We start from the raw sequence: 13,218 nt of genomic DNA on the forward strand, positions 1-13,218 counted from the left end.
GTAATGATGTTGATCTGCCCAAAGAATTAATGACGTGGAGAAATGAGTTCCGATATGTCGGGTGTGGAGGTATTCAACTTCGGATATCTCAGATCCAGACTCTCCAGTGTCTTTACAACGATGGATAAGGTCAAATAGTTGCGGTACCATTGATGATTGGCGGGTATCCAGTACCAGGGTGCTTTATCTATGCTAGTTTCCTTAAAAACATCTTCATATGCTTCTTGGTAATGATCCCAATACTCCCGCTCCTGGAGATCACTTGCATCGAATTTCCAGTGTTTTTTGGGATCTTCAAGCCGTTCCTTGATTTTCTTTAACTGCTTCTCTTTAGAAATGTGCAGAAAAAGCTTGATAATTGTCGTCCCCTCTTCCACCAGCATTTCCTCGAACTGCCGTATGTAACGAAAGCGCCGCTTTAAGTCATCCTTTTTTAACCCTCCGTGTACCCGTGGTACCAATACATCTTCATAGTGCGAGCGATTAAATGCAGAGATATAGCCCTTAGGGGGTGTCTTCTGATGTACCCTCCATAAAAAATCGTGAGCCTCTTCCTCAAGAGATGGTTTCTTGAAGCTGGTAACTATGAATCCTTGTGGATTGATGCCTGAAAAAATATGCTTAACCGTTCCATCCTTACCGCTGGAATCCATTCCTTGCAGAATAACAAGCAGCGAATGCTTTTTCTGAGCAAACAAAATATCTTGCAGCTCTGCCAAACGTGCTTTAAGCTCTTCTGTTTTGGCTTCTACTTCTTTTTTGGATTTAAAAACACCTGTATCGTCCGGATCCAGCTTGTTAAGCCGGATTTCATTTGTGTCTTTTATCATATAGCGCTTGATGTCCATATATTCCCCTCCTAAAAGTTTTGTAAGCGTTACTACACTTGTATTACTTCGTACAAAACTCGCATCGGAAGCATTCGCTTAGTTTTGAGAGCGTATCGTTCTTTAAGATTAACCTTCACAACCAGATTTTAATCGTTAAGATACAGCAAGAGCAAAAAAACCCGTCTTCTGAGATCAGAGCACGGGGTTCATTGTTTAGTGCCTTCCTCATTCATTATCCGGCTGCCGGCTTCAGAATACGGTGAAGCATCAAAATTTGGAATGCATTACAAGCGATAAGCGGAACAACAATAAATACCGTCGCACTATCGACACCTATACGAAGCACGCCGATAACTTCCACAATTGAAATAGCTGTCATAAAAAAGAGGGTTGGAATCAAAGCTGAGATGTTTGTACTTTTCACTTTGAAATAAGACACAATAATAGCAGCTAACAAAATAACGATTCCTAATATTAGATCAGACATAACATTTCTTTCCCCGCCAACGACGGTACGCAAAAAAATCAGTTCAAGCAATGCAAGCACAGAAAGCACCAGTTGTATGTATTTCCAAACCTTTTGTGGGAAAACGCCATTGCCCATATAATTCAAAATCAAATAGGCAAAAAAACCAAGTTGCGAATAAACGCTTACAAGCATACCGTAGCCAAGCAGAATCAGCGGGTATAAAAAGAAATCTCCGACACTTTTGAAATCAATCCTACCATTCACGAATTGCAGTGCCAGACCAGCGATTACAGCTCCGCCCGCTCCTATAAGGAGGGTAGTCCAAAATAAATGAAACCATTTTTTTATACTCAGCCAATTCACCTCCCCGTGTCAGATTTATTTTACCAAGGATACCGACAAAACACCATTACACCCACAACATAAATGTGTTCTAATGCGGCATAATACATCTAGAGAATCCTATAAAGGAGGGCAGCGCCAATGAAATGGAGATTTATCGGTTCTGTAGGTTTGGCATTGGGTTTTGTTATGGCCTTAACGGCTTGCGGAGGTGAGCAGAGCAGTTCTTCTTCCGGACAGGGCAGTTATAAAGAAATGAAGACCATGGTTATTGATATATTGAAAAGCGACGAAGGAAAAAAAGCGGTTGAGGAATCATTATCAAGTTCCAGTTCTGGTGGCAGCAGTGGAATGAATATGAAGATGATGACGCCTCAAACAACAGAGGAGATTAAGACCGCTGTTAAGAATACCCTCACTGCTCCGGAATATCAAAAGGAAATTGAGAAAATAATGACTGATCCCAAGTTCGCGGGCGATTTTGCTAAAGCCATTCAATCGCAAAGTAAGGAGCTGCACCTTCAGCTAATTAAAGATCCCACTTACCAGAAATCAGTCGAAGAAATTATGAAGTCTCCAGAAATGATGACCATGTTTTTAAATCTCACCAAAACACCTGATTACCGAAAGCAATCCATGAAAACCATGCAGGAATCTATGCAAACTCCATTATTCCGTATGGAAGTATTAAATTTACTTAAAAAGGTCGTACAAGAAGAACTTGAACCAAAGGAGAAAAAGGATAAGGGCAGCGAAGGTGGCGCCAAACAGGAAGGCAGTGGCGGCGGCAGCGGTGATAATTCAAGTTCTTAAAAAAGAGGCCTTATCCCACTAATAAAATGTGGGACGGCCTCTTTTTCATGCACAATAATTAGTGCTCATATTTTGCAATGAGTTTATCAGCGATTTCTGCAAACAATAGTGCTGTTGGTGTCTCTTCTTTGTATACAGAAGGTGAGAAATCCAGTTCAGAAATATGGTTGTCCGGAGCACCCAGTGGCACTTGTGCAAGCAGCTCCGTATGAAGCGTCTCTGCAAGCCTCGCTCCTCCACCTCTGCCAAAGATATAATCCTTCTTACCACAGTCTTTACACTCATAATAAGCCATATTCTCAATGACTCCAATAATCTCATGATCTGTCTGTAAAGCCATAGAGCCCGCTCTAGCCGCCACAAACGCTGCGGTAGCGTGAGGTGTCGTAACTATGATCTCTTTGCTGTGGGGCAGCATCTGATGCACGTCAAGCGCCACATCACCTGTACCTGGAGGAAGATCAAGCAGCATATAATCAAGTTCTCCCCAACCGACATCATTGAAGAACTGGCGCAGCATTTTACCAAGCATAGGTCCCCGCCAAATAACCGGACTATTCTCACGGATAAAGAAGCCCATAGACATGACCTTCACTCCGAAACGTTCCACAGGAATAATGGTGCCTTCTTCAACAACTGGCCCCTCTTCGATCCCCATCATATCGGGGATGCTGAAACCATAAATATCGGCATCGACAAGACCAACCTTTTTACCTTTTCTTGCAAGGGCTACGGCCAAATTCACTGTTACAGTAGATTTACCAACCCCACCTTTGCCGCTAGCCACGGCGATAAAGTTCACACCAGAGCTCTCGCTAATTAATTCATGGCCATCAAGGCCTGCTGCATGCCCCTTAAGTTTCCCAGGCTCATCAACTTCCTCGGCGCTCTCTCCGCGAAGAAGAGCACGTTCATAATCGGTTGCATCACGAAGCCGGATATGTACATTAGAGGCTCCACCTGCTTCAAGCAATTCACGAACCCGTTGTTCTAGATCCATGCGACTTTGCTCTTCAGGATTCAGACATACGATAGATAATGAAATTCGATCTTCTTTAATCATAATGTCACGGATCAGCTGTAGTTCCACAAGGCTTTTTCCGGTTTCCGGGTCTGTTAATGGCTGCAGTATTTCCTGAATTTGTTCCTTAGTCAGCATGGGAAGCACCTCTGTTTCCTTTCCGGATAAGAAATCCTCCGGAGTTTTTGTCTATTATAGCATTACCTGTCTCCCCATGAGTAGTCCTGGCTACTCGGAGGCATACCGAAGAATACCACGATAAATGCTAGTCGCTACCTTACGCTGATAGACATCATTTCCGAGTAGAGCTGATTCCTGGGGGTGTGATAAGAAACCGACTTCTACAAGTACTGCTGGTATTTTCAATGCTTTTAACAGATACACAGTATTCACTGTCTTAGCCACACGATCGGTATTCTCCAGCGTAGTCTTCAGCTCACTCTGCACAAACTCCGCAATCGCTTTATTATCCTTATTATTGGGGTAATAAAAGGTCTGTGCTCCGCTCCAACGATTTGAGGGTACACTGTTCATGTGAACGCTAATAAAAAGGTCTGCGCCTTTCTCTTCGATGCTTCTTACTCTTTGTTTAAGATCTTCTGTCTTGCGCTTAGAATAGCCCTTAGTGCCTTCCTGAGCCAAATCATAATCACCTTCACGAGTCATTACTACAATAGCCCCTGCCTGCTGCAGATAATCACGTAAATAAAGCGATACCGCGAGATTAATATCTTTCTCAATTAACCCCTCCCGGCTAACCGCTCCTCCGTCAGCTCCGCCATGCCCGGCATCGATAGCAATAACTTTCCCTGACAAGGGCAGACTCCAATAATTTAATGTTTTAGCGGTAGGCATGTCATACGCTATAATTCCGATCATTATAGCTAGCAGTGTCGCGCCAAGCATACTTTTTTTGATACTGCTCCATGAGATCCAGACCGAGACTTTACTCTGCTTTCGGCCAGACATAACAAAGACCCCCTCGTCCCGATAGATAATACTCATCTATATGGGACAAGAAGGTCAAATAGTACTAGCTGACAATGATTAAGCTGTTACTTCTTGAGTCATACCTTCAATCAGAATCTGCGCAACCTCAGGTCGCGTGAATTCAGGCGGAAGACATTGACCATCACGTAGCAAAGCCCGTACCTTTGTACCCGACAATGTCATATGATCATCGCTAGGATGAGGGCAAGTTTTACTGGAAGCCATATTTCCGCATTTTTTACAGAAGAAGCTATGTTCAAAAAATAATGGAGTAATATCAAGTTCTTCAGCCGTGAAATTAGAGAAAATTTCTTGTGCTTCGTAAGTTCCGTAATAATCTCCTACACCAGCATGGTCACGTCCTACAATAAAATGGGTGCAGCCGTAATTTTTACGAACCATAGCATGGAAGATGCCTTCTCTCGGGCCAGCATAACGCATCGCTGCCGGGAAAACGCCAAGGAATGTACGATCTGCAGGATAATAGTTCTCCAAAAGAGCAAGGTAGCTCTTCATCCGCACATTTGCCGGTACATCATCTGATTTGGTCTCACCTACAAGTGGATTTAAGAACAGAGCGTCTACAACCTCCATAGCACACTTCTGAATGTACTCATGAGCACGATGAACAGGATTACGGGTTTGGAAGCCTACAACCGTTCTCCAGCCCTTTTCAGCAAATATCTTTCTTGTATCCGATGGGTCAAAATAAAATTCTCCGAACTTTTCTTTCTGTGGGCGGTTCAATACTGTAATCGGTCCACCTACATAGGTAGCAGGACGAGCTAACAGCTTACTCACCCCTGGATGTTCAGGGTCTGTTGTTTTGAACACATTCTGTGCTTCAAGCGCTTGATCAACAGTATAAATACTCTCAATATCCAATAAACCGTAAATCTCGCCATCGTCTTCACCGATTAGAGAAACTTTATCCCCAATTGATAATCCGGCAGCCACATCATCTTCTACAGCCAGTGTTATTGGAATGCTCCACACTGTGCCATCTGCTAAACGCATACTTTTTACTACTAAATGATAGTCTTGCTCATTTAAAAAGCCAGTCAGTGGCGAAAATGCACCTACAGCTATAAGATCCAAATCGGATAAAGTCCAGGTATTCAAGGCAATTGCCTTGCTGTCACGTGCGAGATTTAGCAATTCTTCTCTTTCAGTACCCTCTACTACCCGGTTAACCAAAGTTCCGCCATGCGGACGTATCGAAGTCATCTTAGTCTCTCCTTCTATGTTCCCACAGGGATATGTCTTACTTGTGCAATCCGCACTCTGTCTTCTCTGATCCAGACCAACGTCCAGCACGCGGATCTTCACCTGGCATAACCTGACGTGTACATTGCTCACAACCGATACTTGGATAGTTACGGTCATGTAGAGGATTATAGATTACGTCATTTTCACGAATATAGTTCCATACATCTTCTGTCGTCCAATCCGCAATAGGATTAAACTTCACTAAACCAAATTTATAATCATACTCAACTTTTTTAGCATTAGCACGGGTAGGCGCTTGGTCACGACGAATTCCAGTAATCCAAGCCTCATATTGAGATAATATACGAGTCAATGGTTCAACTTTACGAATTCCACAGCATTGGTTAGGGTCAACCGTCCATAGCGCATCACCGTATTGAAGTGCTTGCTCCTGCGTTGTTAGTTGCGGAGACACACGTACAAACTCTAATCCGTATTTGTCTGCCATCAAATCTCTGGTTTCATAGGTTTCCTTAAAATGATAATCTGTATCGAGATAAAAGACGTCAGTAGACGGACTAACTTTGTGAAGCATATCAACAAGCACTACATCTTCGGCACCAAAGCTGCAGGCAAAAGTAATGTTGGGAAATGTTTCTATAGCCCAGCGGATAATTTCCTCGGGTGAAGCACTCTCTAATTCTTCGGCCTTTATTCTGATCAAATCTTCTTTCTCGAGTAGGTTCATTAAGGTATTCCTCCATCCAAAATATTAATCGTATGAATAAATGAGGTAAAATAAGTAATAAAACCAACTATTTCTATATGAAATAGTATATAACTTTTGCTGAGGAAGTCAATGCATTTCATCCCTCAGAATTAGTAAATGGATGCAAAAAGAGCCCATTTCTTGTTCGAAAGGGGCTATATATAAAATAAAACCCTCGACCATAAAGGCCAAGGGTTGAATTTGATAAATATTAACGTTTCGAGAACTGAGGCGCACGACGTGCAGCCTTCAAGCCGTATTTCTTACGTTCCTTCATACGAGGGTCACGAGTCAAGAAACCAGCTTTTTTCAAGGAACCACGATATTCAGGATCAACTTTAAGCAATGCACGGGCGATACCGTGACGAATTGCTCCAGCTTGACCGGAAATGCCGCCACCATGCGCAAGAACGATTACATCGTAGTTGCCCAGTGTTTCAGTCAGGTTCAAAGGTTGTTTTACGATCATTTTCAGTGTTTCCACACCGAAATATTCGTCCATCTCACGTTTGTTAATGACAATGCGTCCTTCACCCGGTACAAGGCGAACACGTGCTACCGAATGTTTACGACGACCTGTCCCATAGTATTGTACTTGTGCCATGAAACTGTCCTCCTCTATTCTTATCCGCGAAGTTCGTAAACTTCAGGTTTTTGTGCTGCATGTGGATGCTCGACGCCTGCATATACTTTCAATCTCAGCTTCATGTGGTCCCCTTGACGAGTCTTAGGAATCATACCATGAACAGCGAATTCAATTACGCGTTCAGGCTTAGTATTCAGCAGAGTTTCAGCATTAGTAACTTTCAAGCCACCTGGGTGCATCGAGTGACGGTAGTATTTCTTGTTTTGCAATTTCTTACCAGTCAAATGAATCTTCTCAGCGTTGATTACAATAACGAAATCTCCTGTGTCAACGTGTGGAGTGAATTGCGGTTTGTGTTTGCCACGGATCAAAGCAGCGGCTTCGCTGGCCAAACGACCGAGTGTTTTGCCTTCGGCATCAATAATGTGCCAATTGCGTTCAACTTCGTTCGGCTTCGCCATATAGGTGGTACGCATGAATGTTTCCTCCTTGTTCTCGTACGAAAATCTTCTGTTTCGTATATCTTGTTTCTCATTGAATTACAATTATGTGAGTTAAGCAAAGCATTTTTTTGGCATTTCCTTGATCGGGGCTGTGGGATAGCCATCAAGAAAACACAACTTTTATATTACAGTATAAACATAACAAGTGCAAGTGATTTTTAAACATTCAGCCTATTATTTAGGATGAATTTTATAGAAAAAACGATTCACTTTCGGTCTCGTCATATTCAACACTCCACAAAGCCAACCCCATGGCCATAGCTGTTGGACCAGCAGCTGATCGATCACAAGCTGACAATATCTCAACAACATTATCAGCATGTATTTTGCCTTCCCCCACATGGATCAAAGTCCCCATAATAATGCGAACCATATGCTGAAGAAATCCACTACCCGTTATATAAGTTTGGATAACTCCCTGATCTAATGAAGAGGGTCGGCACATACTGCGATCTACTTCCATATGAGCTTCAAAGATCGTTCGTACATGAGAAGTCTTGGTAGACCGTCGTGAAGCAAACGAAGTAAAGTCATGTGTCCCTAAAATATGCGTTAATCCTTGCTGCATAGCAGGAATGTCCAACTTCACCGGATGGTGAAGCTGCCAGCGCCGCTGAAACGGATCCGGAAACCTGTTGCCGTTAATCGTGTATCGGTAAGTTTTACGCTTAGCTCCTCTACGAGAGTGAAACGTTAGCGGTACTTCCCTAGCCTCTGTAACCACGATGTCTTGCGGCAGCCGGGCATTAAGCGCCAGACACCAACGTTCAAGTGGGATTCGAGAGGAGGTCGTAAAGTTAAAAGGCTGACCATAGGCGTGTACTCCGGCATCTGTGCGGCCAGAAGCAGTAATCTTAAGCTCCTCACCCGTCAGATGGAGTATAGCTTGCTCCAGCCGATCCTGAATCGTATTGCCCTTAGGCTGGGTCTGAAAGCCATCATAATTTGTTCCGTCATAATTGACTTTCATCAATAGATTACGCATTCCGTTCTCCTTTTTAAACCGTTCAGCAGAAACGTCGATCGAAGCACTGGCTGATCTTATTTGAAGAAATGGCTTTGTCGTCCTTAGAAGGACGGCATCCATTTACTAACCACTCCATTACTTCAAAAAAAAGAGCCCCTGTGGGAGCTCCTTCAATTGAACCAAGGTGATTCCCACGGTTATTGGTACAGCAGAGCCTTGCGCCTCTGCAGCACAATAACGCTGATATTTCCCCCATCTTTACTCCAAAGAGGGCCGGATGAAAGGGAATCATCGGAAATCAATACTTGTGATACTACGCGCGATCTACCAATTCAAGATAGACCATAGGCGCAGCGTCGCCACGGCGAGGTCCGAGTTTCAGGATACGAGTGTATCCACCTGGACGCTCTGTGTAACGAGGAGCAATGTCAGAGAACAATTTTTGAATTGCATCTTGTTCACCATCAACAGTCTCGCGACGAACAAATGCTGCTACTTGACGACGAGCATGAAGATCGCCTTTTTTAGCCTTAGTGATCAACTTTTCAGCGATGGAACGAACTTCCTTCGCTTTAGCTTCCGTTGTTTGGATGCGCTCGTATAAAAACAGATCCGTTACCATGTCGCGAAATAACGCTTTACGCGCACTGGAATCACGGCCCAATTTTTGGTATGCCATGTGTTTTCCCTCCTTTACTATAGCAATCTGTAGCTATTCTTCTGTACGGAGTCCCAAACCAAGCTCCTCAAGCTTTTCCTGAACTTCTTCCAAAGATTTGCGACCAAGGTTACGCACCTTCATCATATCTTCTTCAGTCTTCGTGGTTAGCTCTTGTACGGTATTGATACCAGCACGTTTGAGGCAGTTGTAGGAACGGACAGAAAGATCAAGCTCTTCGATTGTCATCTCTAGCACTTTTTCTTTTTTGTCTTCTTCTTTTTCAACCATAATTTCGGCGTCTTTCGCTTCGTCCGTAAGACCTACGAACAGAACGAGGTGCTCGTTCAAAATTTTGGCTCCGAGGCTTACAGCCTCTTCCGGTCTAATACTGCCATCTGTCCAAATTTCAAGCGTCAATTTGTCGTAGTTAGTCACTTGACCAACACGTGTATTGTCTATGCCGTAGTTAACGCGTGAAATAGGAGTGTAGATGGAGTCAACCGGGATAACGCCAATTGGCTGATCGTCGCGTTTGTTCCGGTCCGCTTGGACGTAGCCGCGACCACGGCCTGCAAAAATACGCATGTGAAGTCTCGCACCAGGTCCCAGCGTTGCAATGTGAAGATCCGGGTTCAGGATCTCGACATCGCTGTCCGCACGGATATCACCTGCGGTAACGATGCCTTCCCCTTCGGCATCAATCTCGAACACTTTTTCCTCGTCTGAATGAATCTTCAGGGACAAGGCTTTAAGGTTCAGAATGATCTCCGTCACATCTTCCATTACGCCTGGAACGGTCGAGAACTCATGCAGAACGCCGTCAATTTGGACCGAAGTCACTGCGGCTCCTGGAAGCGAAGAAAGCAATATCCGGCGAAGCGAATTCCCCAGAGTCGTGCCATACCCACGTTCCAACGGTTCAACTACGAATTTCCCATAGGTACCTTCATCATTAGCTTCTACGGTCTCAATCTTCGGCTTTTCGATTTCTATCACGAGTTTACCCCTCCTTCAACGTCGCTCCTATATGAAACTGTCACCCCATCAGGTGCATCATGTAGTATGCCTAAACACCTATTATTAGCAGATGCGTCAGAATTATACCACATTTACAATACTGATTTCACTATACGCGACGACGTTTCGGCGGACGGCATCCATTGTGAGGAACCGGAGTTACGTCTTTAATAAGGTTAACTTCAAGCCCTGCAGCTTGAAGGGAACGGATGGCTGCTTCGCGGCCCGCGCCCGGTCCTTTAACCATAACCTCAACCGACTTCATGCCGTGCTCCATAGCTGCTTTAGCTGCTGATTCAGCTGCCATTTGCGCTGCGAATGGAGTCGACTTACGGGAACCTTTAAATCCTTGGCCGCCGGAGCTTGCCCAGGAAATTGCATTTCCGTGAGGATCCGTGATGGTAACGATGGTATTGTTGAACGTGGAACGAATATGTGCCACGCCGGATTCGATATTTTTACGGTCGCGACGTTTGGTACGTACGACTTTTTTCGGTTTAGCCATTGTCTCTTATCCCCCCTTATTATTTCTTCTTGTTTGCTACCGTACGACGCGGGCCTTTCCGGGTACGGGCATTCGTTTTAGTACGTTGACCGCGAACAGGCAATCCACGACGGTGACGAACACCGCGGTAACAGCCGATCTCAGTAAGACGTTTAATATTCAAGGAAATTTCACGACGCAGGTCACCTTCAACCTTAACCGTTTTGTCGATCGTTTCACGCAGTTTGCTGACTTCATCTTCCGTCAAATCACGGACACGTGTATTAGCGCTAATGCCTGTTTCATTAAGAATTTTCTGAGAAGTCGTTTTACCGATTCCGAAAATATAAGTCAAGGCGATCTCAACGCGTTTGTCACGTGGCAAATCCACTCCAGCTATACGAGCCATTTTACGCTACACCCCCTTCTTAACCTTGTTTTTGTTTGTGTTTCGGATTTTCGCAAATCACCATAACAGTCCCTTTGCGGCGGATTACTTTACATTTCTCGCAAATGGGCTTTACAGAAGGTCTTACCTTCATGTTAATTACCTCCTCAAAGTTTTGCGAAGCAAAACTTTTTTCGTAGTTCCCATCTATTTACGGTAAGTTATACGACCTTTTGATAAATCATAAGGCGATAACTGCACGACCACTTTGTCTCCGGTCAAAATACGGATAAAGTGCATCCGCAATTTACCGGATACATGGGCAAGTATTTGATGACCGTTCTCAAGCTCAACCTTAAACGTTGCATTTGGCAACGGTTCAAGGACAGTACCTTCTACTTCAATGACATCTTCCTTAGCCACAGTTAGTCTCCTTTCTCATCAGCACTTATTCCGGTGGGTCCAGCATACTTCATGACTGCGAAACGCAGCTTTCCGTTTGTTACCCGCCCAGTTTCTTCCAAACTGTTCACAACCTCACTGCTGATGAAGGGTATGAGCTCTAGATGAAGAATATTCTTCTTCTTTGGCCCATCAAACTTACGTTTGTCTCCATCTGCAATGTATACAAATCTGCTATCAACAACTGCGATAACAACGGCTGCCTCTCCGGCATCTTTGCCTTTGAGAATTCTCACTAATTGACCAACCTGCGGGCTGCTCACAGTATTCAAGAGGAGATCACCTACGCATTCAGTTTTGTGAAAATTTCCATGCCGTCCGGAGTAACTGCTACTGTATGCTCAAAATGAGCACATAGTGAGCCATCAACCGTAACGACAGTCCAGTTATCTTCCAGCGTTCTGACATGTCTCTTCCCTACGTTTACCATCGGCTCAATCGCGAGTACCATACCCGGTTTCAGACGTGGTCCGCGGTCCGCTATGCCATAATTCGGAATTTGCGGTTCTTCATGCAGTTTTGCCCCAATGCCATGACCAACATACTCACGTACGACTGAGAAACCAGCCTCTTCGATGTATTGCTGGATAGCATGGGAGATTGTAAACAAGCGCACATCCGGCTTAACTAACGCCAGTCCCGCGTACAAGGAGCCTTCCGTAACGTCCAGCAAACGCTGAGCCTCTTCGGAAATGCTGCCCACACCGTAGGTCCAGGCGGAATCACCGTGATAACCGCGGTACTCTGCACCGATATCCAGCGTAACTATATCGCCTTCGATCAGTTTGCGTTTACCTGGAAATCCATGCACTAATTGTTCGTTGACTGAAGCGCAAATGCTGGCAGGAAAACCGTTGTAGCCTTTGAAAGACGGCACAGCACCTTGACTGCGAATGTATTGATCGGCGATTCTGTCGAGCTCCCCCGTTGTAATGCCAGGCTGGGTGGCCTCAGCAATAAGACGATGACTCTCGGCAACAATTCGACCAGCTTCCCTCATAAAGGTAAGTTCCTGTTCGGATTTACAAATGATCATTACATTAACCCCGCAATAAAGATACGATTTCAGAAGAAACGACATTGATTTCGTTTTCCCCATTTACCTGACGCAAAAGACCTTTATTATCATAAAACGCAAGCAGCGGCGCTGTCTTATTATCATACTCATCCAGACGCTTGCCTACACTTTCTTCGTTGTCATCCGGACGTTGATACAATTCACCGCCATCAATGTCGCAAATGCCTTCTTGCTTCGGCGGGTTGAAGATTAAATGGTAGGATGCTCCGCAAACTGTGCAGATACGACGTCCAGTAAGACGCGCCATCAGCAGTCCACGGTCAACATTCAAGTTGATGACATGATCCAAAGAAGTATTCAAACGGCTAAGAATATCATCCAGCGCTTCCGCTTGCGAAAGAGTTCTTGGAAAACCATCCAATAGAAATCCTTTTTCGCAATCGGACTGCTGCAGCCGTTCTTCAACTATACCTATGGTCACATCATCTGGTACAAGCAAACCTTGATCAATAAATGATTTGGCCTTCAATCCTACTGGAGTCTCCTGTTTGATTGCCAAACGGAAAGCATCTCCTGTCGAAATATGAGGAATACCAAACTCTTTTATGATTTCTGCCGCTTGTGTTCCCTTGCCTGCCCCAGGAGGGCCCATGAATAAAATGTTCACGATTTCTCTCTCCCCCCAAAAG

At 44.5% G+C, this 13,218-nt stretch carries 19 protein-coding genes; 1 reads left to right on the forward strand and 18 read right to left on the reverse strand.

The annotated features are described in order from the left end of the window. Positions 1–26: 26 nt before the first annotated feature. Together MHH52_RS25960 and MHH52_RS25965 are read right to left on the reverse strand one after the other, a co-directional pair. Complete coding sequence (locus tag MHH52_RS25960) at positions 27–848, reverse strand: PPK2 family polyphosphate kinase (RefSeq protein ID WP_340005205.1); 822 nt, start codon at positions 846–848, stop codon at positions 27–29. A gap of 214 nt (positions 849–1,062) precedes the next feature. Next, the gene (locus MHH52_RS25965; RefSeq protein WP_340009835.1) at positions 1,063–1,653 is read right to left on the reverse strand and encodes a KinB-signaling pathway activation protein; all 591 of its coding nucleotides are present in this window, start codon (positions 1,651–1,653) and stop codon (positions 1,063–1,065) included. 129 nt (positions 1,654–1,782) lie between these two features. Between MHH52_RS25965 and gerD the strand changes: the two genes are divergently transcribed. Beyond that, positions 1,783–2,454 (forward strand): spore germination lipoprotein GerD, encoded by a 672-nt coding sequence (gerD, locus tag MHH52_RS25970; RefSeq protein WP_340005207.1) that lies wholly within the window; start codon positions 1,783–1,785, stop codon positions 2,452–2,454. 58 nt (positions 2,455–2,512) lie between these two features. Here gerD and MHH52_RS25975 read toward each other — a convergent pair whose 3' ends face one another. From MHH52_RS25975 to MHH52_RS26050, 16 genes are all read right to left on the reverse strand, one after another. Beyond that, a complete protein-coding gene (locus MHH52_RS25975) occupies positions 2,513–3,613 on the reverse strand; it encodes an Mrp/NBP35 family ATP-binding protein (RefSeq protein ID WP_340005209.1) in 1,101 nt (366 codons plus the stop codon). A 90-nt stretch (positions 3,614–3,703) separates the two neighbouring features. Then, positions 3,704–4,444 (reverse strand): N-acetylmuramoyl-L-alanine amidase CwlD, encoded by a 741-nt coding sequence (gene cwlD, locus MHH52_RS25980; RefSeq protein ID WP_340005211.1) that lies wholly within the window; start codon positions 4,442–4,444, stop codon positions 3,704–3,706. 78 nt (positions 4,445–4,522) lie between these two features. Beyond that, positions 4,523–5,692, reverse strand: a complete 1,170-nt coding sequence (sat, locus tag MHH52_RS25985; protein ID WP_340005212.1) for a sulfate adenylyltransferase — start codon at positions 5,690–5,692, stop codon at positions 4,523–4,525. Positions 5,693–5,729: 37 nt separating this feature from the next. Next, on the reverse strand, positions 5,730–6,422 hold the full coding sequence (locus MHH52_RS25990) for a phosphoadenylyl-sulfate reductase (protein ID WP_340005213.1): 693 nt from the start codon (positions 6,420–6,422) through the stop codon (positions 5,730–5,732). Positions 6,423–6,654: 232 nt separating this feature from the next. Continuing rightward, on the reverse strand, positions 6,655–7,047 hold the full coding sequence (gene rpsI, locus MHH52_RS25995; protein WP_020427048.1) for a 30S ribosomal protein S9: 393 nt from the start codon (positions 7,045–7,047) through the stop codon (positions 6,655–6,657). A gap of 20 nt (positions 7,048–7,067) precedes the next feature. Further along, positions 7,068–7,505 carry a 50S ribosomal protein L13 gene (gene rplM, locus MHH52_RS26000; protein WP_340005215.1) on the reverse strand — a complete coding sequence of 146 codons (438 nt, stop codon included), beginning with the start codon at positions 7,503–7,505 and terminating at the stop codon, positions 7,068–7,070. Positions 7,506–7,722: 217 nt separating this feature from the next. Continuing rightward, a complete protein-coding gene (truA, locus tag MHH52_RS26005) occupies positions 7,723–8,517 on the reverse strand; it encodes a tRNA pseudouridine(38-40) synthase TruA (RefSeq protein WP_340009836.1) in 795 nt (264 codons plus the stop codon). A gap of 295 nt (positions 8,518–8,812) precedes the next feature. Then, positions 8,813–9,178 (reverse strand): 50S ribosomal protein L17, encoded by a 366-nt coding sequence (gene rplQ / locus MHH52_RS26010; protein WP_019908254.1) that lies wholly within the window; start codon positions 9,176–9,178, stop codon positions 8,813–8,815. Between the two features lie 33 nt (positions 9,179–9,211). Beyond that, a complete protein-coding gene (locus MHH52_RS26015) occupies positions 9,212–10,156 on the reverse strand; it encodes a DNA-directed RNA polymerase subunit alpha (RefSeq protein ID WP_036680585.1) in 945 nt (314 codons plus the stop codon). Between the two features lie 130 nt (positions 10,157–10,286). After that, complete coding sequence (rpsK, locus tag MHH52_RS26020; RefSeq protein WP_019908251.1) at positions 10,287–10,682, reverse strand: 30S ribosomal protein S11; 396 nt, start codon at positions 10,680–10,682, stop codon at positions 10,287–10,289. A 19-nt stretch (positions 10,683–10,701) separates the two neighbouring features. Then, positions 10,702–11,070 carry a 30S ribosomal protein S13 gene (gene rpsM, locus MHH52_RS26025; protein WP_036680583.1) on the reverse strand — a complete coding sequence of 123 codons (369 nt, stop codon included), beginning with the start codon at positions 11,068–11,070 and terminating at the stop codon, positions 10,702–10,704. Between the two features lie 19 nt (positions 11,071–11,089). Then, complete coding sequence (gene rpmJ / locus MHH52_RS26030; protein WP_003322638.1) at positions 11,090–11,203, reverse strand: 50S ribosomal protein L36; 114 nt, start codon at positions 11,201–11,203, stop codon at positions 11,090–11,092. 53 nt (positions 11,204–11,256) lie between these two features. Next, entirely contained in the window at positions 11,257–11,472 is a 216-nt protein-coding gene (gene infA, locus MHH52_RS26035) for a translation initiation factor IF-1 (RefSeq protein WP_036652996.1), read from the reverse strand. A gap of 2 nt (positions 11,473–11,474) precedes the next feature. Beyond that, complete coding sequence (locus MHH52_RS26040; protein WP_313639614.1) at positions 11,475–11,783, reverse strand: KOW domain-containing RNA-binding protein; 309 nt, start codon at positions 11,781–11,783, stop codon at positions 11,475–11,477. Between the two features lie 11 nt (positions 11,784–11,794). Further along, positions 11,795–12,547 carry a type I methionyl aminopeptidase gene (map, locus tag MHH52_RS26045; protein WP_313639615.1) on the reverse strand — a complete coding sequence of 251 codons (753 nt, stop codon included), beginning with the start codon at positions 12,545–12,547 and terminating at the stop codon, positions 11,795–11,797. Positions 12,548–12,551: 4 nt separating this feature from the next. Next, positions 12,552–13,196 carry an adenylate kinase gene (locus MHH52_RS26050; RefSeq protein WP_313639616.1) on the reverse strand — a complete coding sequence of 215 codons (645 nt, stop codon included), beginning with the start codon at positions 13,194–13,196 and terminating at the stop codon, positions 12,552–12,554. Between the last annotated feature and the right edge of the window lie 22 nt (positions 13,197–13,218).

It is taken from the genome of Paenibacillus sp. FSL K6-0276 (assembly GCF_037977235.1).
In the GTDB taxonomy this organism is placed as follows: domain Bacteria; phylum Bacillota; class Bacilli; order Paenibacillales; family Paenibacillaceae; genus Paenibacillus_AQ.

Bases quoted from the DNA above. Each gene is read 5' to 3' on its own strand.
- MHH52_RS25960 (WP_340005205.1), bottom strand. From the start codon at position 848: ATGGACATCAAGCGCTATATGATAAAAGACACAAATGAAATCCGGCTT.
- gerD (WP_340005207.1), top strand. From the start codon at position 1,783: ATGAAATGGAGATTTATCGGTTCTGTAGGTTTGGCATTGGGTTTTGTT.
- MHH52_RS25975 (WP_340005209.1), bottom strand. From the start codon at position 3,613: ATGCTGACTAAGGAACAAATTCAGGAAATACTGCAGCCATTAACAGAC.
- cwlD (WP_340005211.1), bottom strand. From the start codon at position 4,444: ATGTCTGGCCGAAAGCAGAGTAAAGTCTCGGTCTGGATCTCATGGAGC.
- sat (WP_340005212.1), bottom strand. From the start codon at position 5,692: ATGACTTCGATACGTCCGCATGGCGGAACTTTGGTTAACCGGGTAGTA.
- MHH52_RS25990 (WP_340005213.1), bottom strand. From the start codon at position 6,422: ATGAACCTACTCGAGAAAGAAGATTTGATCAGAATAAAGGCCGAAGAA.
- rpsI (WP_020427048.1), bottom strand. From the start codon at position 7,047: ATGGCACAAGTACAATACTATGGGACAGGTCGTCGTAAACATTCGGTA.
- rplM (WP_340005215.1), bottom strand. From the start codon at position 7,505: ATGCGTACCACCTATATGGCGAAGCCGAACGAAGTTGAACGCAATTGG.
- truA (WP_340009836.1), bottom strand. From the start codon at position 8,517: ATGCGTAATCTATTGATGAAAGTCAATTATGACGGAACAAATTATGAT.
- rplQ (WP_019908254.1), bottom strand. From the start codon at position 9,178: ATGGCATACCAAAAATTGGGCCGTGATTCCAGTGCGCGTAAAGCGTTA.
- rpsK (WP_019908251.1), bottom strand. From the start codon at position 10,682: ATGGCTAAACCGAAAAAAGTCGTACGTACCAAACGTCGCGACCGTAAA.
- rpsM (WP_036680583.1), bottom strand. From the start codon at position 11,070: ATGGCTCGTATAGCTGGAGTGGATTTGCCACGTGACAAACGCGTTGAG.
- rpmJ (WP_003322638.1), bottom strand. From the start codon at position 11,203: ATGAAGGTAAGACCTTCTGTAAAGCCCATTTGCGAGAAATGTAAAGTA.
- map (WP_313639615.1), bottom strand. From the start codon at position 12,547: ATGATCATTTGTAAATCCGAACAGGAACTTACCTTTATGAGGGAAGCT.